The following is a 24,351-nucleotide window of genomic DNA, read 5'->3' on the forward strand; positions in this document are numbered from 1 at the left end:
ATGATGAAGGTCTTCCACGGCATCGCGGAGCTGGAGCAGGCGGTCGGCACCCACCTCGGCTACTCCGACTGGCACACCGTCACGCAGCAGCAGATCGACGCCTTCGCCGAGGCGACGGGCGACCGCCAGTGGATCCACGTCGACCCCGCGAAGGCGGCGCACGGTCCGTTCGGCAGCACCATCGCGCACGGATACCTGACCTTGTCGCTGGTACCGATGCTGGTCTGGCAGGTGTACAAGGTCGAGGGGCTCAGCATGGGCGTGAACTACGGCGCCAACAAGCTCCGCTTCCCCTCCCCGGTCCCCGTCGACTCCCGGGTGCGGGCCGGAGTGGAGCTGCTGTCGTTGGTGCCGGGCGGCGGTGGCTACCAGCTCACGGCGAAGGTGACCGTCGAGCTGGCCGGCGCCGGGAAGCCGGCGTGCGTGGTCGAGACCGTCAGCATCCTGGTGCCGTGACCGCCGCCGAGCGGCCCGACCCGCCGGGCCTCGACCTGGCCCGACTCACCGACTGGTTCGCCGCCTCGATTCCCGAGGCGGCCGGGGAGCTGACGGCCCGGCTGGTGGCCGGCGGCAAGTCCAACCTCACCTACGAGGTCGGTGACGGGCGGCGGACCTGGATCGTCCGGCGACCGCCGCTGGGGCACGTGCTGGCCACCGCGCACGACATGAGCCGGGAGTACCGGGTCATGTCCGCGCTCTGGCCGACCGACGTGCCGGTGCCGAGGACGTACGCGCTCTGTTCCGACGCCGACGTGCTGGGCGCCCCGTTCTACGTGATGGAGCGGGTCGACGGTACGGCGTACCGGCACGCGGCCGAGCTCGAGCGGCTCGGCGCGGAACGGACCCGGGTCATCTCGACCCGGCTGGTCGACACCCTGGCCGCGCTGCACGCGGTCGACCCGGTGGCCGTGGGGCTGGCCGACTTCGGCCGGCCGGAGGGCTTCCTGGCCCGGCAGGTGAGTCGCTGGAAGAAGCAGCTCGACGCGTCGTACTGCCGGGACCTGCCGGCCGCCGACGAGCTGCACGCCCGACTGGCGTCCGGCGTGCCGAGCGAGTCCACGCCCGGCATCGTGCACGGCGACTACCGCCTCGACAACGTCCTCACCGACGACCGCGACCACCTGGCGGCCGTCATCGACTGGGAGATGGCGACCCTCGGCGATCCGCTCACCGACCTGGCGCTGCTGGTGCTCTACCAGCGCCTCGGGCGGCTCGTCGGGGTGGCCGTCGCCGACGCCTCCTCCGCGCCCGGCTTCCTGACCGAGGACGAGATCCTCGACCGGTACGCGGCGAGCAGCACCCGCCCCCTCCCGCCCCTCGGCTTCCACCTCGGGCTGGCGGCCTTCAAGCTGGCCGCGATCCTCGAGGGCATCCACTACCGGCACCTGCGCGGCCAGACCGTCGGCTCCGGCTTCGAGCGCCTCGGCGAGGTCACCGAGCTGCTGCTCGACGCGGGCCTGACCTACCTCAAGGAGCACTGATGGACTTCGCCCTGGACCCGAGGACCGAGGGGCTGCGGGACAACCTCCTGGACTTCATGGACAGCCACGTCTACCCGGCGGAGCACGCCTTTCACGAGCAGCTCGGGCAGCTCGGCAACCGCTGGGCCTGGGACGCGGTGCCGGTGCTGGCGGAGATGCGCGCCGCGGCGCGGAAGCGCGGGCTGTGGAACCTCTTCCTGCCGGGTACGCACGGAGCCGGCCTGACCAACCTGCAGTACGCCCCGCTGGCGGAGATCACCGGACGTAGCCACCTGGCGCCCGCCGCCCTGAACTGCGCCGCCCCGGACACCGGCAACATGGAGGTGCTGGCGATGTTCGGCACCGAGCAGCAGCGCAAGCAGTGGTTGGAGCCGCTGCTGGACGGTCGGATCCGGTCGTCGTTCGCCATGACCGAGCCGGAGGTGGCGTCCTCGGACGCCACGAACATCTCGACCCGGATCGAGCGGTCCGGCGACCAGTACGTGATCAACGGCCGCAAGTGGTGGATCACCGGCGCGATGAACCCGAACGCCCGGATCCTCATCGTCATGGGCAAGACCGACCCGGACGCCGAGCGGCATCGCCAGCAGTCCATGGTGCTGGTCCCGCGGGACACCCCGGGTCTGGTGATCAAGCGGGGCATGGAGGTGTTCGGGTACGACGACCACGACCACGGCGGGCACGCCGAGCTGGAGTTCCACGACGTACGCGTGCCGGTGGAGAACCTGATCGGCGGCGAAGGCGACGGCTTCGCGATCGCGCAGGCCCGGCTCGGCCCCGGCCGCATCCACCACTGCATGCGCTCCATCGGCGTCGCCGAGCAGGCCGTCGAGCTGATGTGCGCCCGCGCCGAGCAGCGGACCGCGTTCGGCAGGCCGCTGGCCGAGCAGGGGGTGATCCGCGACTGGATCGCGGAGTCCCGGGTGCGGATCGAGCAGCTGCGCCTGCTGGTGCTCAAGACGGCCTGGCTGATGGACACCGTCGGCAACAAGGGCGCGCACACCGAGATCCAGGCCATCAAGATCGCCACCCCCGCGACCGTCCAGTGGATCCTGGACAAGGCGATCCAGGTGCACGGCGCCGCCGGCCTCTCCCAGGACTTCCCGCTGGCCGGCGCCTACGCCCGCATCCGCACCCTGCGCTTCGCCGACGGACCCGACGAGGTGCACAAGAACGCCCTGGCCCGCCACGAACTGCGGCGCCAGGCGGCGAGGCGGGCCGACCGCGCCTGACCCTCCGGAATCCGCTGCCGGATCGCCGGTTGACCGCTGTCGCCCGGCTGTGACCTGCGTTACCTGTTCGGCGATGGGGAATCAGATCACCGGATCCGGATTTGGATTCAGGTGTGACTCCTGCCCCGCACCCGGCCCGGCTCCGTGACGGCCGATCGGAGACGACCCGATGACCGTCGACGCCCCGGAGGGGCGGGCGGTCCCGCTGACACCGGGCGGCCTGATGACCCCCCGACAACGCCTGCGGCTCGTCCTGGTGCTCGGGTCGCTGATCGCGGTGGGTCCGCTGACCATCGACATGTACCTGCCCGCGCTGCCCGCGATCGTCGCCGATTTCGGGACGACGCCGGCGGCGGTCCAACTGACCCTCACCGGCACGCTGGCGGGCCTCGCCGTCGGCCAGTTGCTGATCGGCCCGCTGTCCGACGCCGTCGGCCGACGCGCGCCGCTGATCGCCGGCATCGCGCTGCACGTCGTGGCGTCGGTGCTCTGCGTCGTCGCACCGAACGTCGCGGTTCTCGGTGTCCTGCGGGTGGTGCAGGGCCTCGGCGTGGCGGCGGCCTCGGTCGTCGCGATGGCCGTGGTGCGCGACCTGTTCGACGGCGCGGCCTTCGCCAAGCTGCTCTCCCGGCTGCTGCTGGTCATGGGCGCGGCGCCGATCCTCGCGCCGACGCTCGGTGGCGGGTTGCTGCGCTGGACCGACTGGCGTGGCGTGTTCGTGGCCCTGGCCGCCTTCGGTGTGCTGCTGGTCGTGGTCGCCGCGCTCGGCCTCCGCGAGACGCTGCCGGCCGAGCGGCGCCGGCGCGGCGGGGTGGGCGCGACGCTGATCGTGTACGGCGCGCTGCTGCGGGACCGGACGTTCGTGGGCCTGGTGCTGGTCGCCGGGCTGGCCATGGCGGCGTTGTTCGCCTACGTCGCCGGGTCGTCGTTCGTCCTGCAGCAGCAGTACGGGCTGGACGAGCAGCAGTTCGGGCTGGCCTTCGGCGCGGGCGCGGTCGGACTGATCGCGGCGACCCAGTTCAACGTGCGGCTGCTGCGCCGCCACTCGCCGCAGCGGATCCTCGTCGTCGCCCTCGGCGTGGGAACCGCGGCCGGACTGGCGCTGCTCGCCTTCGCCGCGACCGGCCTCGGCGGGCTGCCGAGCCTGCTGGTGTCGTTGTGGGTGGTCCTCGCGGCGGCCGGTCTGGCGATGCCGAACGCGCCGGCCCTGGCCCTGTCCCGGCACGGGGAAGCGGCCGGTACGGCCTCCGCCCTGCTCGGCGCCGTGCAGTTCGGCGTCGGCGCGCTGGCCGCGCCCCTGGTGGGCGTGCTGGGCACCGGCGCGGTGGCCATGGCCCTCGTCGTCGCCGGTGGCATGGTGGCGGCGATGGCGGTGCTGCTCGTCGTCGTGCGGCCCGCCCGGCTCGCCGACCTGGCGCCGGCGCCGGAAGCGGTGGTCGTGGCAGCGCACTGACGCCCCGGTGAGCCGGCACCGACGACCCGGTTCGCCCGGGCGGCGGTGCCCGGGAGCGTTGCCGGCCTCACACCCGGTTCCGCGGGCAGGCGTGCTTCGATGGTGGGGTGGAGTTCACCGTGAATGACGCGCCGGAGCGGGAGCGGTTCGAGGCGCGGGACGAGTCGGGTGCGCTGGCCGGGCTGGTCACCTACCAGTTGACCGGCAGCATCATCGCCTACACGCACACCGAGGTCGATCCGCAGTTCGAAGGCAGGGGCCTCGGATCGACCCTCGCTCGCGCGGTGATGGACGACGCGCGGGCCAGGGGCCGGACCGTGGTGCCGATCTGCCCGTTCCTCGCCGAGTGGCTGGGCAAGCACCCCGAGTACGACGACATCGTGGTGCGATCGACGCGTAAGGTCCGCTAGCCGGCGCCCGACTGGGCTGACGCTCGTCAGCGACGCAGGGTCGTGGACGGCGACTCGCCGAAGCGGGCCCGGTACTCGCCGGCGAAGCGGCCGAGGTGGGCGAACCCGTGCTGCACGGCGATGGCCGTCACGGACGCCCCGGGCCCGGCCGCACGCAGCGCGCGGTGGGCCGCGTCGAGCCGGCATGCGCGCAGGTACGCCGTCGGCGTGGTCTGCAGCTCCCGGCGGAAGCAGTCCTGCAACGTCCGTACGCTCACCCGCAGCGCCTCCGCGACCTCCCCGACCGTCAGCGCCTCGCCGTGGTGGTCCCGGATCAGGGTGCGGGCGCGCCGGACGAGGCGCCCGGGGGTCGGGTGGGGCGCCGGCTCGGCGAGCAGGTCCGTGTAGGTGTGGCGGTGGGCCAGTAACAGCTTGCCGACGAGTGCCTGCACGAGGCGGGCGGCGACCGCGGGGTGGTGGAGCAGGGACTCGTCCGTCGGCTGGGACAGCTCGTCGGCGAGGAACTCCACACCGCGTCTCCACGCCGTCGCGGCGGCCGTGTTCATGATCATGCCGAGGTCGAAGCGGACCGGGCCGTCCGCCGGGCGGCCCAGCAGGCGGGCCAGCTCCCGGTCGACGGTGCGCCGGTCGGCGTAGAAGATCCGGTGCGGCGACCCCTCGGACCAGTGCATGTCCGAGGGGTCGTACGGGGAGAGGACGGAGGCGACGTCGGGCGTCGAGGTCACCGTACGGCCGGCGTGCCGGACCACCGTGCTGCCCCGGCGGGGGATCTGTACGAGGTAGAAGGTCTCCAGCGGGGCGGGCTGGATCCGCACCGCCCGTCCGTAGTCGAGGTCGACGATGCCCACGCCGCCCGTCCGGCGGGCCGCCATCCGCAGCCGGACGCTGCGGACCCCGGACTCCGGCGTGAGCCGGTGCGGACAGAAGACGCGACCCACCTCCGCACGGGCGCGCTCGACGTCGTCGGTCCTGACCGTCACGGCGTCCATCTGGCACCTCCTGGCGGGGCAGGGCGGCTGTGCACCGGTGGTGACGTAGGGCGGGCGTCGCGGGGTCGGACCCGGCGGCCGGGGCGCCCTGATGCGCTGACCCTAGGACGTCACCGGGGCGAACCGGGCAGGAAAGCCGCAGACCCGACAGGGGGCGCCTCGGCGACGGCGGCCCAGCGGTCCTGGCCGGCCGGGTTGCGCGGATCGGATACGGCCCGCGTCCAGCGGATAGCGCGAATTCCGCCGTGCTCGCTAGCGTGCTGACACGGCCGCGCCACTGCTGCCGCGGGCTCCCGTCAGCGGGTCACCCACTCTCCGGAGGCTGCCATGAGGATTGCCGTCGTCGGCGCTGGATTCGCCGGACTGAGCGCAGCGAAGGTGCTGCGGCAGAGTGGCTTCGACGTCACCGTGTTCGAGAAGGCACCCGACGTCGGAGGGGTGTGGAGTCGGACCCGGCGGTACCCGGGACTGCGCACCCAGAACGACAAGGGCACCTACCACCTCTCCGACCTGCCCATGCCCGCGCACTATCCGGAATGGCCGACGGGCGAGCAGGTCCAGCAGTACCTGGAGAGCTACGTGGACCTGTTCGGGCTCGACGCCGTCCTGCGCCTGTCCACCGAGGTCCTCTCCGCGGAACTCGTGGACGACGAGACCGGATGGCTGATCTCGTCGCGACCGACGGATCTCCGGGAGCCCGTGACGCAGGAGCGGTACGACCACCTCGTCGTCGCCAACGGCATCTTCTCCGACCCGCTGGTCCCGTCCTTCGCGGGCTGTGCGGACTTCACCGCCGCCGGGGGACGCGTCCTGGCCTCGGGGGAGTTGCACGACCTGGCGGCGGCCCGCGGAAAGAACGTCCTCGTCGTCGGGTACGGCAAGTCGTCGTGCGACGTGGCGGTCCCGCTGAGCGACGTCGCCGCCCAGACCCATCTCGTCGCTCGCGAGCTGCTCTGGAAGATGCCCAGGAAGCTCGGCGGCGCGCTCAACTACAAGTACCTGTTGCTCACCCGGATGGGCGAGGCGCTCTTCCGGTACCTCAACCTGAAGGGCGTCGAGCGGTTCCTGCACGGCCCGGGGAACGGCCTGCGCCGCACCATGGTCGACAGCGTCGGGTCGGTCGCGACCAGGCAGTTGAAGCTGCGCGAGCTGGGTCTCGTGCCGAACGGGACCTTCGAGGACATCGCCCGGAGCACGGTCAGCCTCGCGACGGACGGCTTCTTCGAGCGCGTCGCCGACGGCCGGATCGTCGTCCACCGGGACCGGGTGATCAGCGAACTACTGGTCGACGGCGGACGACCGGCCGCCCGCCTCGTCGACGGCACGGTGCTCGCCGCGGACCTGGTGATCTGTGGCACCGGCTTCCGGCAGCACGTGCCCTTCCTCGACGAGGCACTGCACGCCCGGCTCCAGGACGACTCGGGCAACTTCCTGCTGTACCGCCAGATCCTGCCGATCGACGTGCCGCGGCTGACCTTCGCCGGCTACAACTCGTCGTTCTTCAGCCCGCTCAGCGCGGAGATGGCAGCGGTCTGGACGGCCGCGTACCTGCGGGGAGGGATCACGCTGCCGCCCGCGGACTGGATGCGGGCGGAGGTGCGCACTCGCCTGGCCTGGATGACGGCGCGGACCAGCGGGAAGCACGCCCGCGGCACGAACATCATCCCGTTCTCGATGCACAACATCGACGAGGTGCTCGACGAACTCGACCTCAACCTCGGCCCGCTGGCCCGGGCCCGACAGTGGTTGTTGCCCGTCGACCCGCGCTCCTACCGGGGGGTGACGCCACGCATGATCCGGCGTACCGCCGCGACGGCGAACAGGTCGTCGGTGAGCCGGTCCGTCCGGTGAGTGGGTCACCCGACAGAAACGGCGGGCCGTACGCGCGGCGCCGGCGGGAAGCGCCATGATGAGCCGGTGAAGATCCTGTCCATCCAGTCCTCGGTCGCCTACGGCCACGTCGGCAACTCCGCGGCCGCCTTCCCCCTGCAGCGGCTCGGGCACGAGGTCTGGCCGGTGGTGACGGTCCACTTCTCCAACCACACCGGGTACGGCGCGTGGCGCGGGCCGCTGCTGGCGCCGGCCGACGTGGCCGAGGTGATCGCGGGCATCGGCGACCGCGGAGTCCTCGGCACCGCCGACGCGGTGCTGTCGGGCTACCAGGGTGACCCGGCGATGGGCGCGGTGATCCTCGACGCGGTCGACAAGGTCAAGGCCGCCAACCCGGACGCGGTGTACTGCTGCGATCCGGTGATGGGCGACGCCGGCCGCGGGATGTTCGTCCGACCGGGGATCCCGGAGTACCTGCGGGACACCGTCGTTCCGCGCGCGGACATCATCACCCCGAACCACTTCGAGCTGGACTTCCTCGCCGGCCGGGCGACCAACTCCCTGCCGGAGCTGCTGGACGCGGTCGACGTGGTACGCGAGACGGGGCCGCGGCACGTCCTGGTCACCAGCGTGCTCCACGGCGACGTGCCGGTGGGGTCGCTGGAGGTGGTGGCCGTCTCCGACGAGGGCGCCTGGGCGGTGACCACCCCGCTGCTGCCGATCAGCCCCAACGGCGGCGGCGACGTCACCGCGGCGCTGTACCTCGCGCACCTGTGGACGACGGGTTCGCCCGCCACGGCGCTGGAACGCACCATCGCCTCCGTCTTCGCCGTACTGGAGGCGACTCTCGCGGCGGGCACCCGGGAGATCCAGTTGATCGCGGCCCAGGACGCGATCGCCGCGCCACCCGCCAGGTTCGCCGCCCGGCGGCTGCGCTGAGGGACGACCCTCGGGGGCGTCCACCGCGCGGGCGGGCCGGATCGGGGGTCAGGAGTGGGACGGGAGTAGCTGATCCAGCGGCCGGGGTACCTGGTTCGGGTCGAGGGCGTCGACGAGCGCGCGGGCGTACCGGGACTTGCGGCCGCTGGTCGTACCCATGAAGCGGCGCAGTTGCCGCTCGATCGCCCGCCCGCGCTGGGCGGGCTGGTTCTGGAAGACCCGGAAGCGGGCCAGATCCTGTTCGGCCGCCAGGACCCGCTCGACCCCGGCCGTGCCCAGCGCGCGAATCAGCTCGTCCTCCAGGTCGGCGACGCACACGTAGAAGCCCAACGCCTCCATCCCGGAGCGGGTCAGGTCGCTACCGAGGCCGGCCTGCTCCAACCCGCGCCGGAAGAAGCTCTCTTCGGCCTCGTCGCAGAACCCCCGGATGGTCACGGCGAGCCCCTGCGCGCCGAAGAGCCGCAGGAACCGACCGACACTCATCGCGCCTCCGATCGGCAGGACGCACACGCCCTCGCCGGCCAGATCCCGGTTGCGCCGGACGGCCAGCGCCTCCACCGCGCTCCGGTCGCTGACCCCTTCGACGAGGACGACCGTTGCCAGGCCATCCTCGGCCAGTTCGCGGGCCACCGCGGCCGCCGCCACGGCGTCCGTGCCGCCGGCCGCCCACGTGCCGACGGCGGCGCGGAAACGGTCCGGCTCTCGCACAGATCAGAGTCTCGCAACGGCCGGTCCCGGACCGCCACCGGAATTGTGGTCGGGCAGCCGCGTGCCCCGGAGGCGCAGGAACGCTCCCGGCGGGCCCACCGGCCTTAGCTGACCGTTAAGTAACCTCCACCCGGTTCACCCCGCCGGGCGGCACTGGGCAGACTGGGGCAATGCCCGCCGCCGATCCGCCCGCTCACCCCCGTCGTACCCGCGCACTCGTCGCCGTCGTCGCCGCGCTCGCCCTGGCGGTCGCGGTCGGCGCCTGGTCGGTGCGCGAGCGGGTCGTCGACGACGATCGCGGCGCCGTCGCCGCCCTCGGCCCGGCGCCCGCCGGTGCCAGCTGCGCCGGCCGGGCGGCGCTGGCGCCGCGCGAGTTGCGCGGCATGTGGATCACGACGGTGAACAACATCGACTGGCCGAGCCGGCGCGGACTGCCGGCCGAGACGGCGCGGGCGGAGTTCCGGGGCTGGCTCGACCTGGCCGTGCGGCGCAACCACAACGCCGTCTTCGTGCACGTGCGGCCCAGCGGGGACGCCCTCTGGCCGTCGACGTACGCGCCCTGGTCGGAGTGGCTGACCGGCCGCCGCGACGGTCGCGACCCGGGCTGGGACCCGATGGAGTTCATGGTCAGCGAGGCGCACGCCCGCAACCTGGAGTTCCACGCCTGGTTCAACCCGTACCGGGGCGGGCAGCCGGCCACCGTCGGTGGGCCGGGCCCCCGGCTGGACCAGCTGGCGCCGACGCACCCGCTGCGGCGGCACCCCGACTGGGTGGTGACCTATCCCAGCGCCGACCGGCCCGGCAGTCGCCTCTACTTCAACCCGGGCATCCCGGAGGCGCGCGCGTTCGTCGAGGACTCGATGCTGGAGGCGGTCCAGCGCTACGACGTCGACGGCGTGCACTTCGACGACTTCTTCTACCCGTACCCGGAGGCCGGCCAGGACTTCCCGGACGACGCGGCGTTCGCCCGGTACGGCCGGCGGTTCGCGGACAAGCACGCCTGGCGCCGGGACAACGTGAACACGCTGGTCCGCGAGATGAGCGAGCGGATCAAAGCGATCAAGCCGTGGGTCAAGTTCGGCATCAGCCCGTTCGGTATCTGGCGCAACAAGCGCACCGACCCGGCCGGCTCGTCGACCACCGGTTTGCAGAGCTACGACGACATCTACGCCGACACCCGGCTCTGGGTCCGGCAGCAGTGGCTCGACTACGTGGTGCCACAGCTCTACTGGCACATCGGGTTCGACAAGGCCGACTACGCCAAGCTGCTGCCGTGGTGGGCGGCCACGGTGAAGGGCACCCGGGTGCAGCTCTACATCGGCCAGGCCGACTACCGGGTGGGGGAGCGCGGCGCCTGGCGCGACCCGGCCGAGCTGGACCGCCAGCTCGCCCTCAACCGCCGGCACGGGGTGAGCGGGAGCGTGCACTTCAGCGCCCGCCAGGTGCGCGCCGACAAGCTCGGCGCGGTCAGCCGGTACAGCGCAGCGCACTACGCCGGCCCGGCGCTGGTGCCCGCGATGGCGCAGCTACCGGCGGCGGCGCCCGCCGTACCCGCGATCACCGGCGCGCGGCGCGACGCCGGCGGGGTGGCGCTGACCTGGCGCGGCGACGGTGCCGCGAGCTTCGCCGTCTACCGGGTGGACGGCGACGCGGCCCGGCTCGTCGGCACCGCCCGGGGGACCGGCTGGGTCGACCGCACCGCCCCCGCCGACCGCCCGCTCTCCTACTGCGTGTCCGGCCTGGATCGCAGCGGGAACGAGGGCCGACTCAGCGCGCCGGTCTCCGTCGACGTGCGGTAGGACCCCGATGACCGGACGGTAGTTTCGTCGCCGTACCCGAGGTCGACGCCCGACTGGGCGCTCCTGAGGGGCTGCTCCGGGCCCGGCAGGGACTAGGCTTCTGCCGTGATTGGCGTGCAGGGTGGCGGGAGCGACGAGCGGCTGCGCCGTATCGAGGCGATCACCGACGCCGCGCTGTCCAAGCTTGATGTCGACGATCTTCTCGACGAACTCCTCGACCGGGTCCGGGAGGTGTTGCGGGTCGACACCGCCGCCATCCTGCTGCTGGACGTGCACGCCCGGCAGTTCGTGGCCACCGCGACGAGAGGGTTGGCGGACGAGGTCCGGCAGGGCTCTCGGATCTCCGTCGGCCGCGGGTTGGCCGGCCGGATCGCCCGGGAGAAGCAGCCCGTCGTGCTGGACGAGGTCACGGCCGCGGACGACCCGACGCTGTTCGACAGCGGGGTCTGCTCGCTGTTGGGTGTGCCCATGCTCGCCGGCGGCGAGGTGATCGGCGTACTGCACGTCGGCTGCCTCCAGCCGCACCGATTCACCGACGACGACGTGCAGGTGCTCCAACTCGCCGCCGATCGGGCGAGCCTGGCCAGCCGGAGCCGGGCCAGCAGCATCGACCGCACCGCCGCCCTCGCCCTGCAACGCAGCCTGCTCCCCACCCACCTGCCCGATGCGCCCGGCGTGGACATGGCCGCCCGCTACGTGCCCGGCCACGACGCCGGCGTGGGCGGCGACTGGTACGACGTGTTCACCCTCCCGTCCGGCTGGCTGGGCGTCGTCATCGGCGACGTGTCGGGACACGGGCTGCGCTCGGCGGTCGTGATGGGGCGCCTGCGCAGCGCCCTGCGCGCCTACGCCTTGATCTGCGACGATCCGGCGAGCGCGCTGACGCTGCTGGACCGCAAGATCCACCATTTCGAGGCCGGGAACCTCGCCACGGTCCTGTACGCGATGATCTCCCCGGACCGCACCACCATTCGGATGTCCCTCGCCGGGCACCTGCAACCCGTGCTGGCCGCACCGGGACAGTCGGTCGAGACGCTGGACCTTCCGGTCGATCTTCCACTGGGTGTGCGCCCGGATCGACCGGCCCGCCGATTCACCGAGGTCGCGTTCCCCGCCGAGGCGGTGCTGGTCTGCTACACCGACGGGCTCGTCGAGCGCCGCGGCGAAGTCATCGACACCGGCATCGAACGGCTCTGCGCGGCCGTCGAACCAGGTGCCGCCGAAGCGGTCTGCGCCCGCATCATGACCACGCTCGCCGGTGAACAGCCGACCGACGACATCGCCCTGCTCGCCATCCAGGCGACCGGCAAGTCCCGCGTGAGCCCGGGCGCCGACCGTCACCGCCGGGCCGCCGCCGGCGGGACTCGCCCGCTCCGGCAGCGGGGACAGCCGGGGCCGGGCCCGCAGCGGCAGCCAGGGCCGGGTCGGGTCTGACCGGCCGTCACGTCGCCCCGCCCGTACACTTCATCTGACCGGTGCCGACCAGGCATCCGGACTGACGCTGCGGTGGCCCGACGAGGCGGCTGGACCACGCACTCGGAGGCTGCCGCATGAGCATCTCGGTCGCCACCAGGACCGACAGTTTCGTCCACCCCGCCCTCTTCTACGGTGACCGCGAGGAGTACCTGGCCGGCACGGTGCCGTTCATCCACGCCGGCCTCGCCGCCGACGAACCGGTCATGGTGGCGGTACCGGGGGACAACCTCCACCAGATCCGTACCGCGCTCGGCGTCGACGCGGACCGGGTGCAGTTGCACGACATGAGCGAGGCCGGGCGCAACCCGGGGCGGATCATTCCCGGCGTCCTGCTCGCCTTCGCTGCCGCGCACGCGGGCAAGCGGGTACGCATCATCGGCGAACCCATCTGGGCCGGCCGTACCGAGGTCGAGTACCCCGCCTGCGCCCAGCACGAGGCCCTGATCAACGCGGCGTTCGCCGGCCGGCCGGCCACCATCCTCTGTCCCTACGACACCAGTCGTCTGGACCGGAGCTGGCTCGACGACGCCTGCCGCACCCACCCCGTCCTGCAGAAGGACGGCGCGGAGTGGGTGAGCCCGTACTACGCCGACCCGGTCGCGGTGGCCGCCGGGTTCAACCTGCCGCTGCCGGATCCGCCCGCCCGGGCGACCACCATCGCCATCGACGTGCACGCTCTCCCGGCCATCCGCCGGTTCGTGACCGCGCACGCCGTCGCGGCCGGGCTGCACCCGGACCGGGTCTCCGACCTGACCCTGGCGGTCAACGAACTGGCGGCGAACACGGTCAGACACACCACCGGGGGCGGTACCCTCGCGGTCTGGACCGACAGCACGCGGCTGATCTGCCAGCTCACCGACACCGGGCACATCACGAATCCGCTCGCCGGCCGGCTTCCCGTGCCGCCACGGCAGCCGGGCAGCCGAGGACTCGTCCTGGTCAACCAACTCTGCGATCTCGTGCGCGTCCACACCCGGCCCGGTGCCACCACGATCCGCCTGCACATGCACCGCTGAGCCGGATGACCGCTTCCGGGCACAGCTTGGCTCCCGCAGCTACCTTGTCGCCTTTGTCCTAGCTTCAGCCCCGGGCGTCGGGACAGGTATGGCGGTGACGTTGTGGGGTAAGCGGCTGCCCCCAACGGAGGAGGAGCGGGCCCATGAGTGACGCGGCAGCGGGACGGTCCGGCGGACTCGCACGGGCGGCCGGTCCGAGCGAGCGCTTGGCTGCCGAGGTGGCGGAGATCGTGCGTGCAGAGGTCCGCGACGTACGCACGCACCTGCTGAGGGCGGTTCGTCCGGCGGGGGTCGGCCTGGCGCTGCTCGCCACCGCCGGAGGGTGTGTGGTCCTGGGAGCCGGGGCCGCCTCGGCGACCGCGCTGCGCCTGCTGGAGACCTTCCTGCCCCGCAGGCTGGCCACCGCGGGACTCACCGGGGGCTACCTCGTCGCCGCCGTCGTGCTGGGCCGGGCAGGCCTGACGCAGCTGCGGGCGGCCGGCGGTGGCCCGGCCTGGCTGGCGGACGAGATGCAGGACGCCGTCTCCGCGACCGCGAGCCAGGTCGTGCCGGCCGGTGCCGCCGCCGTTCGCGAAGAATTCGACCGGTGGGCGTCCGACCGGCAGGGCCACTGACGGTCGGCCTCTCCATCTCCGCCGCCGACAGCACCAGCCGTCCCGGGGAATTGCCGGGTAGGAGCGCTACGACGGCCGCGGCGCGCGGCTACGGTGTCGCAAGCCCGAGGCCGATCGTCCTGGTCAGCGTGGCGTTGTCGTCGTCGCCGTCCAACGACCAGACCATCGCTCCGGCCAGGCCGGCCCGCCGGATGTACAGCGTCTTCTGCAACACCACCGCCGGATCGTCGTACGTCCAGAAGGTCGTGCCGTCGAACAACCAGGCATGCCCGGCGCGAAGGTCGCGGTGGACGGTGAAGCCGTTGCCGGCCAGGGTCTTGAGCCGCCGGTAGTCCTCGTACCCGGCCTCGAAGGTGGCCGGCGCGGGCCCGGTCGCGGGCTGGAAGAGCCCGTTGCCGCTCCCGCTGACGCCGGTCCAGCCTCGGCCGTAGTACGGGATGCCCAGGACCAGCTTCCCGCGCGGCGCACCGCGGGCGAGCCAGCCGTCGATCGCCACCTCGGCGGAGAAGTCCGGGTTGTGCGGCGCTCCCGACGGTACGCGCAGCGCCGACTGCTGGTTGGTCACCGGGTCCCAGGCGCCGTGGAAGTCGTACCCCTGCACCGTGGCGAAGTCCAGGTACCGGAAGATCTCGCGACCCTCGTATCCGGCGTCCATGGTCGCCGGGTTGGCCGGCAGGAAGGCGGTCAGCGGGTGGTGCCTGCGGGTCGTCCGGCCGTACGCGTCGAGTTGCCGGCGGAACTCGGCGAGCAGCTCGGTGAAGTTCCGCCGGTCCTCCGGGCGGACCACGTTGCCCGGCTCGCCCGGCCAGTTCGGCCACTCCCAGTCGAGGTCGATGCCGTCGAAGACGCCGGCGGCGGCACCCGGGCCGCCACTGCCACCGTCGAGGACCGGAAGGTTGCCCTTGAGGTAGAGGTCGATGCAGGAGGCCACGAACGCCTTGCGGGAGGCGTCGGTGCGGGCGGCGTTCGAGAAGTACGTCGACCAGCTCCAGCCGCCCAACGAGATCATCACCTGCAGGCCGGGGTGCTTGGCCTTGAGCTTGGCCAGCTGGCCGAAGTTGCCGTTGAGCGGTTCGCCCCAGGCGTCGGCGACGCCGTCGACGCTCTCCTCCGCCGGGACGGGACGCTGGTAGTCGGCCCAGGCGTCACCCTCGCCCGGCCCACCGTCCACGAAGCAGCGACCGTCCTCGCTCACGTTGCCGAAGGCGTAGTTGACGTGGGTGAGGCGACTTGCCGCCCCGGAGGTGTCGAGCTTCTTCACCGGGAAGGCCCGGCCGTAGATGCCCCACTGGGTGAAGTAGCCGACCCGGTGGTAACCGGCACGGCGGTTCCTGCTGTCGTCCGCGCTGGCTGCCGTCGGCGGGGCGGCGGTGACCAGCATGGTCGCCAGGGCGACGACGGCGGTGAGGCGGCGGTGACGGAACGGTCGCATCGGCACTCCCACGACGGTGGAGAGAATTAGTAAAGAGACCTTTCTGATTGATGAACCTAAGCGGACCGGCATTCCGGGGTCAAGAGCTGATTCATGGCCGTCACGCCGTCCACCGACACCGGTGTTGCCCCCGGCTCGATAGCGGTGGCGGCGCCTGCCGGCGTCGCGAGACTCGTGCAGGCGCTGCGCCGCTGGGACTACGAGGTCCGCTCGGCGGCGGGATCACCGCAGGTCGGCTACCTGGCCGAGGCCGAGTAGCGGCGGGCCGCCGTCCACTCCGCGTCTGCGGCGCGCTCGGCTGAGCCGCTCAACCCCGCCCAGGCACCCGGACGGGGTTGAGCGGGTCGGATCCGGATCAGGCGAAGTCGAACACGAGCGGGAAGGTGAGGACGACCGTCCAGGCCCAGACCGCGTACACGATCACGTACCGGGTCTGCCACTGTTCCAGGCGGGCGAAGGGCATGCGGCCACGGACGAAGCCGAGGAACAGCCAGGCCGACCATGCCAGGTTGGTCAGCAGGATGACGTTCTCGCCGAGGGCGGCGGCCTTGTTCGGACTGAAACCCCACTCGGTGATCCGGCCGGTGATGGCCAGCAGCACCAGGGCGTCGATGATCAAGGCGCTGACGACGAGCGCGAGCTGCAGGCGGTCGAAGAGACCGGGCCGGGCCGTGAGGTCGCGGGCGGAGATGGCGTACAGCAGCAGGCCCAGCACGACGACCAGCAGCAGGTCGAACAGGATGAGCGCATCCCGCTCGACGTCGATGCCGTTGTTGGTCCAGACGATGGCGACCAGGAAGGCCAGCAGGGCGGCCGCGAACAGCGGCGTGAAGACGCGGGTCAGCACCGGCGCCATGTTCTCGATCACGCTCTGCTTGGCCTCCACCAGCCAGGCCGCCACGATGACCGCGGCGGTGGCGCCGCACGGCAGCAGCCACGACTGGATGAACCCCTCGGCGTCGATGCCGATGGCCTGGAAGGTGCCCACCGTGAAGGCGGTGAGCACGCCGCCACCCAGTCCGATGAGGGCGAAGTAGATCAGCCACTCCCCGGTGAACCGGATGAAGTCCATCCGCCGCCGGTCCGAACGCCAGTCGCCGCCCGCATAGGCGACGCCGACCACCAGCCACAGCGCGAGTGGCAGGTGGATCGCCGTGAGCACCAGGGTCTGCGAGTCGTCCGCCAGCGGATACGCGTTCGCGGCGACCGCGCCGAGCACGAACAGTGCCGCGAGCACCCCGATGACGCGCAGCCCGACCCGGCGTTGCCAGGCGAAGTAGGCGGCCAGCGCCGGCAGCGCGAACAGGCTGACGTTCCGCGCGTAGAAGGCGCCGTGGTCGCCCGAGGCCAGGTCGAGGCCGAACAGGGCCGGTGCCTTGATCGAGAGCGCCGCGACGACCGCGCAGAGCACCATGACGGGCAGTTCCCGCCGGGTACGGGCGGCGGCGGGGGCCTCCGGCTCCCCGGGCAGTACGAGTTGCTTCCACAGCCGCTCGGAATGCTCGCGGGCGAACTCCCGGGACAGCTCGTCGAGGCTGCCCATCCGCTTGACGGCGATGAGGAAGGCCTCGTCGGCGCGCAGGCCCGCCTCGGTCAGCTCGGTGATCCGGCTGCGCAGGTGGTCTTCCAGCTCCTCGGCATCGGTGTGGTGCAGCTCCCGGCGGCGTTGCGTGTAGGCCCGCCACTCGGCGATCTGGCCCTCCAGATCGTTGTCGCTGTTGACGCTCATCGTCCCGCCTCCCAGGCCGGTGCCGCGATCGGCGTGATGGACTGGCTGGCGTTCCAGACGCCCCGCAGGGCGTCGACGACGGCGGCCCACTGGCGGCGCTGCTCGGCGAGCTCCGCCCGACCCTGGTCGGTGATGCGGTAGTACTTGCGGCGGCGGCCCCCGGGTGGGGTCTCCCAGGCCGACTCGACGTGCCCCAACCGCTCCAGCCGGTGCAGCAGCGGGTAGAGCAGACCGTCGGTCCACTCCAGCTGCCCGCCCGACAACTCGTTGACCTGCTTGAGGATCGCGTAGCCGTAGCTGTCGCCCTCGGCGAGGATCCCCAGCACGAGCGGGGTCGCCGAGGCCGCGACGAGATCCTTGGTGATGTGCATGTGACCACCTAACCCTAGAACTGCAATGCATAGTAGTTCTAGGTATGGCGGCCGCGCAACGGATCCCGGAGGGGCTCTCGCCGTACGCGATATCGCCGATCTGGTGCGGCGCCGCCCGGAGTCAGCGGCGCTTGAGTTCCGCCTGCAGCCGTTGGACGAGCGTCTTGCGGTTCTTGCCGGCGCGTTCCTGCTTCAGCGCCGCCTTGAGCTCGTCCATGTCGAGACCGCGGACCAGCCCGGCCGCCTCGGCGACCGTCATCTCCGACAGCCGGTCGATCGACGTGGCCTCCTTGCGCGCGCGTTTGGCCGGCGCGGTGTTGGCGACGAACTGCCTGCCGGACCTGGATGCCTCGCGCTTCTTGGTGTCCGTTGCGCGCTGCTCGTCCTCCGAGAGTCGTTCCCAGGCGTGCTTGGGCAGATAACGCTTGGTTTCGCCGCCCTTGCGGGCCCGGGTGGCGCCGTTCCTGGTCTGCCAGTCCTCGGCGCCCCACCGCTGCAACGACTTCTGCCGCTCGTCCTTCGGGCCCTGGTAGCCTCCGCCCCGCTTCTGGTACTCCTTGGTGAGCAGCTGCGACTTGCGCGCCGACCACTGCCCCGGCCGGCCGCCCTTGTCGGAAGCCTGCAGCTCTTCCTTGATCTGGTTTCTCAGCTCGGGCTTCGTGTACCTGGCCATACGCAGCACTTTCCCGAGGCGATCGGGCCTATGCGCCCCGCCGCGGGCCAGCGCCCAGCTGACCGGATCGGCCGTCAGGTCGAGCAGTGGTCGCCACCGGCCGACGATCCGGAATGCCTGCGCCGAAGGCGAAGAGACGCGCCATTCACGTCGCGTGCGACGCAGCGCAGGGGGTACTCCGCTGCGGCCTTTCAGCGGGAGAGCGTCCGGATCGACCGCGCCGGACCGCCGCCCGCTCAGCACACCCTGAGGAGCACGTCTGATGCAGAACGCCGGACAGGGGCGGATCTCGCCGGGTGTCGCCCTGTTTCTGCTCGCCTCGATCCTGGTGTCGTTCCTGGCCGCGTCGGCGGCCCCGACCCCCCTCTACGGGATCTACCAGGAGCGCTGGCACTTCTCGCCGATCACCACCACGGTGGTGTTCGCCGTCTACGCCCTCGCGGTGCTGGCGTCCCTGCTCACCTTTGGCAAGCTCTCCGACCACGTCGGGCGGCGGCCGGTCCTGCTGGTCGCGATCGCGATCCAGATGATCGCGCTGGTCATCTTCGTCTTCGCCGGCGGCGTACCCGCGCTGGTGGCCGCCCGCGTCGTACAGGGGCTCGCGGCCGGTGCCGCCACCGGCGCCGTCGGGGCCGCCATGCTCGACATCAGCCCCGCACGCGGCACGCTCGCGAACTCGATCGCCCCCAGCATCGGGACCGGGACCGGTGCCCTGCTCTCGGCGATGCTCATCCAGTTCTTCCCCGCGCCGACCCGCCTGGTGTACGTCGTCCTACTCGTCGTCCTGCTGATCCAGGGCGTCGGGGTGGTGCTGATGGGGGAGACGGTCACGCCGATGAGGGGAGCGCTGCAGAGTCTTCGACCGGAGATCACCCTGCCCCGCGCCGTACGCGCGCCGGTACTCGTCGTCGCTCCGGTGGTCTTCTCCGTCTGGGCGCTCGCCGGCTTCTTCGGCGCGCTCGGTCCGGCGCTCACCCGCGCCCTCATGGAGAGCTCGATCGTGGCCGGCGGTCTGGTCGTCTTCGTCTTCGCCGTCTTCGGGACCATCGCCATCCTGCTGCTGCGCAACGCCCCCGCGCGGACGGTGATGCTCATCGGAATCAGCGCACTCATCCTGGGCATGATCATCACGTTGGTGTCGGTCACCACCGAATCCGTCGCCGGATTGCTCGTCGGGCTGGCGTTCGGGGGCGTCGGCTTCGGTGGCGGATTCCAGGGCAGCCTCAAGACGGTCGTGCCGCTGGTCGACGCGCACGAACGCGCCAGCGTGCTCTCCCTGCTCTACATCGTCTGCTACGTCGGCTTCGGCCTGCCCACCGTCATCGCCGGCTTCCTCGTGGTCCACGGCGGCCTGCTCCGGACGGCCAAGGAGTACGCCGTCGCCGTCATCCTGCTCGCCCTGGTCGCCCTGCTCGGGCTGCGCAAGGCCAACCGGGCGCCGGCCGGCCGATGACCCACGGCGGGGGCGCCAGCGTCCCCCGTCTCCGACGTCGACCGGACTAGGCGCCCGGCTCGATCGCGAGCTCGACGGCTGTGGCGCCGACGATCGCCTTGTTGCCGTGGTGCTGCACATAGCCGACCACCGAGGCATGTCCAGGATCGAGGTCCGGTGGTACCGCCAGTTCGACCCGCCCGCTCGGGGCGTCCAGGCCCACCGACGCGAAGGCGCGCACCACGTTGTCCTGCCGCAGCGTCCGCCCGGCGTTCTCGCCCCGGGGGACGTCGTTCTCCAGGCCACGTTCCACGACCGCCACGTTCAACACCGCCCGCCCCGGCGGCCGTTCGGCCTCGTAGTCCACCACCACCCGGCGCCCGTCACCCCCGGCGACGTCCTCGACCGAGAGCGCGAGCGGCGTGGTGGCCGCCTCCGTCAGGGCGGCGGCGATCGCGGTCGCCGCCCGTCGGCGGTCGGAGCCGACGAACTCGACGGTGCCGTTCACGATCATCTGCGGGGTGTACAACCCCCCGGAGCCGAAGGCGCGCGCGTACGCCCCCTGCCGCGTGGTGTACGCCCCGTCGGCGAACGGGTCGGGCCAGCCCAGGTCGTCCCAGTAGTCGACGTGGAATCCGAGGGCGTAGACGGGCTGTCCCTCCTGTCGGGCCTCGCGTTCGATCTCGGTCAGCAGTTCCTCCGCCGGTGGACAGCTGTTGCAGCCCTGGGAGGTGAACATCTCCACGACGGCGAACCCGCCGCCGGCCGGCCCGACGCCCCGCTCCTGCGGCGAGGACTGTGTCCGAGCACTGGTCGACCCGGTGCGCGATGGGTCCGTCATGGCGCGTCTCCTCCGTCGGTCCTGCTGGCGGCCCTGCGATTCCCGATCCGGCCGCGACCATGCCCGGTCGCCCTTCGCTCCACGGCGGGTCCGGCGGGCGGGATTCTGGCCGCGACGGCTCCCCCGGGACGGCGATCATGACCGGTGGAGAGGGTGGGCGACGCCGCCCGTCGGAACCTTGACTGATTCCAGAAACCGGCGACACCGCGCTCAGGGCCACGACGCAGCCCTCCCGACCCGGGTCCGGCTCCTCGGGGTCAGGCTCGCGGTGCCGCCGGCCGTTGGTACGGCGACTCCTCGGGTGACCGGGGCGCCGGCGGCCTGGTGTCCGCCCTGTTCAGGACGCGGTCCAGCAGGGTGGCGGTCGCCGTGGACCAGGTCAGCTCGCTGGCCAGCCGGGCGCGAAGCTCGGCGATCCCGGGGAACTCCGCCTCCCGGTTGCGCAGCGCGCCGTCGATGGCGTTGCTCCAGGTCTCGACGTCGCGCTCGTCGTCACCCGTCGTCGGTACCACGATCCGGGCCGCCTCCTCCGGCCCGAGCCGCTCCTCCAGCAGCTCTCCCAGGCCGCTCTCGCTGCTCACCAGCACCGGCGTGCCGGCGAGGATGGCCTCCACCGCCACGAGGCCGAAGCCCTCGGCCCGGGAGGGCATGAGGAGCAGGCTGGCCGCGCGTAGGTCGGCGGCCAGCCGCTCCGCCCTGGTCGAGTACGGGCGCACCCGCACCGGCAGCGACGCGTCTGCGGCCCAGCCCCGCATCCGGTCCTCCAGAGTGGAGCACGTCTCCGGAGGAGCGCCGCGGACGAGGAGTTCGACCCGCGGCGTGCCGGCGCCACGCCGGCGGCGCGCCAGGTTGAAGGCGCGCGCCGCCAGGTCGAGCCCCTTGAGTCGGTCGTCCTCCGTCCGGCCGACGAGGAGCACCGTCCAGGGCCGGCCCTGTGGTGGCTGGCGGGGAGGTCCGACGCCGAGGTCGAAGCCGGGATCGAAGCGGATCAACCGCGCCGGGTCGACGCCGCGAGCCTCCAGGTCCCGCAGGAACCAGTAGTACATCCGCGGCCCCACCGCCACGGCGTGGTCGGCCTCGGCGCTGAGCGCCAGCTCGACCTCCTGCCGTTCCTCGGCGAGCACCCCCGCGTCCACCCCGCGGTCCGCCTTGTGGCGCTCGATGTCGTCGGGAATGACGTGCAGGAAGTGCAGGCGCTTGGCGTGCGGGAAGTCGTCGCCCAGGTGGTGGGCGGCCGGGCCGGTCCACCGGCCGTGGCCGATGATCACGTCGGGAACGGTGCCCTCGGGAAGCGGCGGCCGGCGGGACAGCCGGTCGACGTCCGAGGCTCCGGGCGCCTCCGGCGCCTCGATCAGCGTGACGCCCGCCGCGGTGGCGCCCCGGCGTTCCTCGTCGGTCGCCCGCAGCACCACGCATGTCACCCGCGCGTGAGCGGTCAGCGAGCCGCACAGCTGCCGGTTGAAGGTGCTCAGCCCGCCGAGCGACGAGGACCACTCGGTGGCCAGTGCGAGGACGTGCGGCCGGCCGTCGCGGGTCGCGGTGGCGCCGCCGGGCTGCCGCCGGGGCAGGACAGGGTCGCCGTACTGCGGCCGGATGGCGATGGTCGACAGGCCGCTGAGGGCGGGCGGCAGGATCGGAAACACCAACGAGGGCGGGGAGGTGAAGTCCAGGCGGCCGACGCTGGTGTCCCAACTGTGGAGCAACAGCGCGCGGATCTCGTCCGGAGTCGAGACGGCGACGTCGCTGCCGAGATAGGTCCGGACCAGTTCCGACGCGTCCGAGGTCCGGCCGAGTTCGACGGCGACGAAGGCCGCGCACCAGGTGGAGGCCGACGACGTGGAGAAGCTCTTCTGGGCGGGGTAGTTGTCGACGGCCTCCTGGGCCCGCACCGCGTCGCCCAGCGCCAGGTGGCACAGCGCCTCGTGCACGGAGAAGTTGATGTATCTCGGGCTCAGCTGGCGGCCGTCGGCGAGAAGCGCGAGCGCCTGGTGCCAGCGCTGCCCGCGTTCCAGCAGGTACACCTGCGCCAACCGGTACTGGACCTCGAGTTTCGGCTTCTCCCGCAACCAGGCGACCACCTCTTCGAGCAGGTCGTCGGTGGGCGCGCCGGCCGCGTACTGGGCGGCCAGCGCGGCCAGTCGCTCGGTGTTGCCCCGGGCGCGGTCCACACCTTGGCGCAGCGCCGCGATGGCTTCCCGGGTACGCCGCCGTTCGTTGAGGTAGCCGCCGAGTTGCTGGTACACCGAGAAGAGGCTCTTGGCCGGCGCGACGTGGGCGGTGGCCTCGCGGGCCACCGCGATCGCCGCCTCGGTACCGTCCACCGCCCAGACGAGCTTGGCCCACAACACCCAGGGGTCGGCGTGATCCTGGTTGAGGGTGGCGGACTCCGCCTGCGGAATCGCTCGGGAGAGGTCTTCCGGCCGGCCGCGATCACGCAGGAGCATGGCCAGGTGGTAGTGGGTGCCCGGGGTGCCCCACCGGCTGTTGTACAGCTCCAGCAGCGCGATGCGGGCGTCCCGTTCCCCGACGGTGTTCACCCGCACCGACATCCATCCGTAGCGCTGACCGATGTAGCGCCTGGCCGGCTCGATCGCCGTCAGCAGGGCGTCTTCCGCGTCGGCCGCGGTGTAGTGGTACGCGGCGCCGTCCAGGCCCAGCAGGAGGGTCCGGTCGTGGACCACCGTCCGGCCGGCGGCCTGCAGCTTCCGGGCGTACCAGTCGCCGGCGCGACCGTGGGCGGCCCGCCAGGCGGCGCCGTCCCGTCGCAGCTGGACGCCGTCCGCCTCGCGGAGCAGCGGATGCACCTGGTATCGCCCGGCGGGACCGGCTCCCGGCCGGTCGGTTTGGGTGCGGGCCTGCAGGAGGTACCGCTCCTGGGCGCCGCGCACCAGCTCCCGGACCTCACCCCGGCCGCCGCCCATCGCCTCGATGAGGTCCCAGTCGGCCCAGTCGCGGATCACCGACATGTCGCGCAGGAAGGCGCGGGTGGACTCCGGCAGGCCCTCGGCGGCCTTGGCCAGCAGCGTCCGCTCGATCTCCTCGACGAGCTTCGAGTCGAAGGGTTCCTCGGGAGCACTCCCGCTCGGTGGCAACAGCCCTTCCAACAGGTGTGACTTGAGCAGGTAGCCGAGCAGCCGCAGCACTCTCGGGTTCCGTCCGAGGCGGCGTACGACCTCCGGCCGCCGGTGGTGCGGGAACCGGGCGTCGGCCTGCTGCGCGCCGAGATGGTCGAGGACGATCGTGATGGCGTCGGCGTCGTCGGGCGGCAGCAGTTCGGTGACGTGGAAGTGCTCGGTCCAGGTCCAGTCGAGGTGCCGGTTCGACACCAGCAGCAGGCAACCCCGGTCCGTCGGGCGCCGGGCGAGCTGCTCCAGCATTCGCGCCATGGACGCCGACGGCTTGCCCTGCGGGTCGAGCAGCCGCTGGAACTCGTCGACGACGATGAGCGCGCCCGCCGCCAGCAGCGAGCGGAGGATGTCGGCGAGGGTGGCGTCGGCCGACACCGTGGCGGCCACCCCCGCGTGACCCCCGTCCTTCAGCTCCTCCAGGATGCGGCCGCCGATCGTCGTCGCCACGTCGGCTGTCCCCACGGGCACGTCGACCCAGGCCGTCGGAATGGACTGGCTCGCCGCCCAGTTCCGCAGTGGTCGGACGACCTGGTCCGACTTGCCGACACCGGCGAACCCGAAGAGCAGGGCAGCGCCGCGGCCCTCGAACCGCCACTTCTGCCAGAGCTCTTCCGCCACCGCCCGGCGTTCGGCGCCGACCAGATCGGAGATGGCCACAGGGCCCTGCTCGGCTGCCACTGCTCCTTGATACCCCATGACGACACGGTGTTGTGTCTGCCACCCGAAGTATCGACCATTCTCCGGATGTGGCTCGACCCGGTCGAGAGACCGGGGGCGAGCCGGTGGCGGCTTCATGTA

At 72.3% G+C, this 24,351-nt stretch carries 21 protein-coding genes; 13 read left to right on the forward strand and 8 right to left on the reverse strand.

Annotated elements, in window-relative coordinates:
* The first annotated feature begins 3 nt into the window (after positions 1-3).
* The 5 genes from FHX75_RS26720 to FHX75_RS26740 all read left to right on the forward strand — a co-directional run bounded on the left by FHX75_RS26720 (position 4) and on the right by FHX75_RS26740 (position 4,576).
* Positions 4-456, forward strand: coding sequence for a MaoC family dehydratase (locus tag FHX75_RS26720; protein ID WP_154943093.1), 453 nt, complete (start codon positions 4-6; stop codon positions 454-456).
* Positions 453-1,481: a phosphotransferase family protein gene (locus tag FHX75_RS26725; protein ID WP_154943094.1), complete on the forward strand. Its 1,029-nt coding sequence runs from the start codon at positions 453-455 to the stop codon at positions 1,479-1,481. The genes FHX75_RS26720 and FHX75_RS26725 overlap by 4 nt, the downstream gene beginning before the upstream one ends.
* The gene (locus tag FHX75_RS26730; RefSeq protein ID WP_154943095.1) at positions 1,481-2,713 is read left to right on the forward strand and encodes an acyl-CoA dehydrogenase family protein; all 1,233 of its coding nucleotides are present in this window, start codon (positions 1,481-1,483) and stop codon (positions 2,711-2,713) included. Before FHX75_RS26725 ends, FHX75_RS26730 begins: the two co-directional genes overlap by 1 nt.
* Positions 2,714-2,936: 223 nt before the next feature.
* The gene (locus FHX75_RS26735) at positions 2,937-4,166 is read left to right on the forward strand and encodes a multidrug effflux MFS transporter (protein ID WP_154943172.1); all 1,230 of its coding nucleotides are present in this window, start codon (positions 2,937-2,939) and stop codon (positions 4,164-4,166) included.
* A 107-nt stretch (positions 4,167-4,273) separates the two neighbouring features.
* Positions 4,274-4,576, forward strand: coding sequence for a GNAT family N-acetyltransferase (locus tag FHX75_RS26740; RefSeq protein ID WP_154943096.1), 303 nt, complete (start codon positions 4,274-4,276; stop codon positions 4,574-4,576).
* Between the two features lie 26 nt (positions 4,577-4,602).
* Here the strand turns inward: FHX75_RS26740 and FHX75_RS26745 are convergent, their stop codons facing one another.
* Positions 4,603-5,565, reverse strand: coding sequence for an AraC family transcriptional regulator (locus FHX75_RS26745; protein WP_154943097.1), 963 nt, complete (start codon positions 5,563-5,565; stop codon positions 4,603-4,605).
* A 327-nt stretch (positions 5,566-5,892) separates the two neighbouring features.
* Between FHX75_RS26745 and FHX75_RS26750 the strand changes: the two genes are divergently transcribed.
* Both FHX75_RS26750 and pdxY read left to right on the forward strand, forming a co-directional pair.
* Positions 5,893-7,416 carry a flavin-containing monooxygenase gene (locus FHX75_RS26750; protein ID WP_154943098.1) on the forward strand — a complete coding sequence of 508 codons (1,524 nt, stop codon included), beginning with the start codon at positions 5,893-5,895 and terminating at the stop codon, positions 7,414-7,416.
* Positions 7,417-7,482: 66 nt separating this feature from the next.
* The gene (pdxY, locus tag FHX75_RS26755; protein WP_154943099.1) at positions 7,483-8,334 is read left to right on the forward strand and encodes a pyridoxal kinase PdxY; all 852 of its coding nucleotides are present in this window, start codon (positions 7,483-7,485) and stop codon (positions 8,332-8,334) included.
* A 48-nt stretch (positions 8,335-8,382) separates the two neighbouring features.
* Here the strand turns inward: pdxY and FHX75_RS26760 are convergent, their stop codons facing one another.
* On the reverse strand, positions 8,383-9,042 hold the full coding sequence (locus tag FHX75_RS26760; protein WP_154943100.1) for a TOPRIM nucleotidyl transferase/hydrolase domain-containing protein: 660 nt from the start codon (positions 9,040-9,042) through the stop codon (positions 8,383-8,385).
* 170 nt (positions 9,043-9,212) lie between these two features.
* On the opposite strand from FHX75_RS26760, the gene FHX75_RS26765 reads away from it, so the two are divergent.
* The 4 genes from FHX75_RS26765 to FHX75_RS26780 all read left to right on the forward strand — a co-directional run bounded on the left by FHX75_RS26765 (position 9,213) and on the right by FHX75_RS26780 (position 13,947).
* Complete coding sequence (locus FHX75_RS26765; protein ID WP_154943101.1) at positions 9,213-10,841, forward strand: glycoside hydrolase family 10-like protein; 1,629 nt, start codon at positions 9,213-9,215, stop codon at positions 10,839-10,841.
* Positions 10,842-10,946: 105 nt separating this feature from the next.
* Positions 10,947-12,275 (forward strand): PP2C family protein-serine/threonine phosphatase, encoded by a 1,329-nt coding sequence (locus tag FHX75_RS26770; protein WP_246158668.1) that lies wholly within the window; start codon positions 10,947-10,949, stop codon positions 12,273-12,275.
* Positions 12,276-12,391: 116 nt separating this feature from the next.
* Positions 12,392-13,333: a sensor histidine kinase gene (locus FHX75_RS26775; RefSeq protein WP_154943102.1), complete on the forward strand. Its 942-nt coding sequence runs from the start codon at positions 12,392-12,394 to the stop codon at positions 13,331-13,333.
* Positions 13,334-13,476: 143 nt separating this feature from the next.
* Positions 13,477-13,947, forward strand: a complete 471-nt coding sequence (locus FHX75_RS26780; protein ID WP_154943103.1) for a phage holin family protein — start codon at positions 13,477-13,479, stop codon at positions 13,945-13,947.
* 88 nt (positions 13,948-14,035) lie between these two features.
* Here the strand turns inward: FHX75_RS26780 and FHX75_RS26785 are convergent, their stop codons facing one another.
* Positions 14,036-15,379: a glycoside hydrolase family 18 protein gene (locus tag FHX75_RS26785; protein WP_154943104.1), complete on the reverse strand. Its 1,344-nt coding sequence runs from the start codon at positions 15,377-15,379 to the stop codon at positions 14,036-14,038.
* Between the two features lie 93 nt (positions 15,380-15,472).
* Here FHX75_RS26785 and FHX75_RS30990 point away from each other — a divergent pair, with 93 nt between their 5' ends.
* On the forward strand, positions 15,473-15,637 hold the full coding sequence (locus FHX75_RS30990) for a hypothetical protein (protein WP_170285466.1): 165 nt from the start codon (positions 15,473-15,475) through the stop codon (positions 15,635-15,637).
* 97 nt (positions 15,638-15,734) lie between these two features.
* On the opposite strand, the gene FHX75_RS26790 is transcribed toward FHX75_RS30990, so the two are convergent.
* The 3 genes from FHX75_RS26790 to FHX75_RS26800 all read right to left on the reverse strand — a co-directional run bounded on the left by FHX75_RS26790 (position 15,735) and on the right by FHX75_RS26800 (position 18,152).
* A complete protein-coding gene (locus FHX75_RS26790; RefSeq protein ID WP_154943105.1) occupies positions 15,735-17,108 on the reverse strand; it encodes a permease prefix domain 1-containing protein in 1,374 nt (457 codons plus the stop codon).
* Positions 17,105-17,479 carry a PadR family transcriptional regulator gene (locus FHX75_RS26795; protein ID WP_154943106.1) on the reverse strand — a complete coding sequence of 125 codons (375 nt, stop codon included), beginning with the start codon at positions 17,477-17,479 and terminating at the stop codon, positions 17,105-17,107. The genes FHX75_RS26790 and FHX75_RS26795 overlap by 4 nt, the downstream gene beginning before the upstream one ends.
* A gap of 121 nt (positions 17,480-17,600) precedes the next feature.
* On the reverse strand, positions 17,601-18,152 hold the full coding sequence (locus tag FHX75_RS26800) for a DUF5872 domain-containing protein (protein ID WP_154943174.1): 552 nt from the start codon (positions 18,150-18,152) through the stop codon (positions 17,601-17,603).
* Positions 18,153-18,414: 262 nt separating this feature from the next.
* Between FHX75_RS26800 and FHX75_RS26805 the strand changes: the two genes are divergently transcribed.
* On the forward strand, positions 18,415-19,605 hold the full coding sequence (locus tag FHX75_RS26805; RefSeq protein WP_211364594.1) for an MFS transporter: 1,191 nt from the start codon (positions 18,415-18,417) through the stop codon (positions 19,603-19,605).
* Positions 19,606-19,651: 46 nt separating this feature from the next.
* On the opposite strand, the gene FHX75_RS26810 is transcribed toward FHX75_RS26805, so the two are convergent.
* Positions 19,652-20,425 (reverse strand): DUF1223 domain-containing protein, encoded by a 774-nt coding sequence (locus FHX75_RS26810; protein ID WP_154943107.1) that lies wholly within the window; start codon positions 20,423-20,425, stop codon positions 19,652-19,654.
* 257 nt (positions 20,426-20,682) lie between these two features.
* Complete coding sequence (locus FHX75_RS26815; protein ID WP_170285467.1) at positions 20,683-24,210, reverse strand: glycosyltransferase; 3,528 nt, start codon at positions 24,208-24,210, stop codon at positions 20,683-20,685.
* Positions 24,211-24,351: the final 141 nt, after the last annotated feature.

Origin of the sequence: Micromonospora palomenae (genome assembly GCF_007829925.1) — a bacterium.
Lineage (GTDB): Bacteria > Actinomycetota > Actinomycetes > Mycobacteriales > Micromonosporaceae > Micromonospora > Micromonospora purpureochromogenes.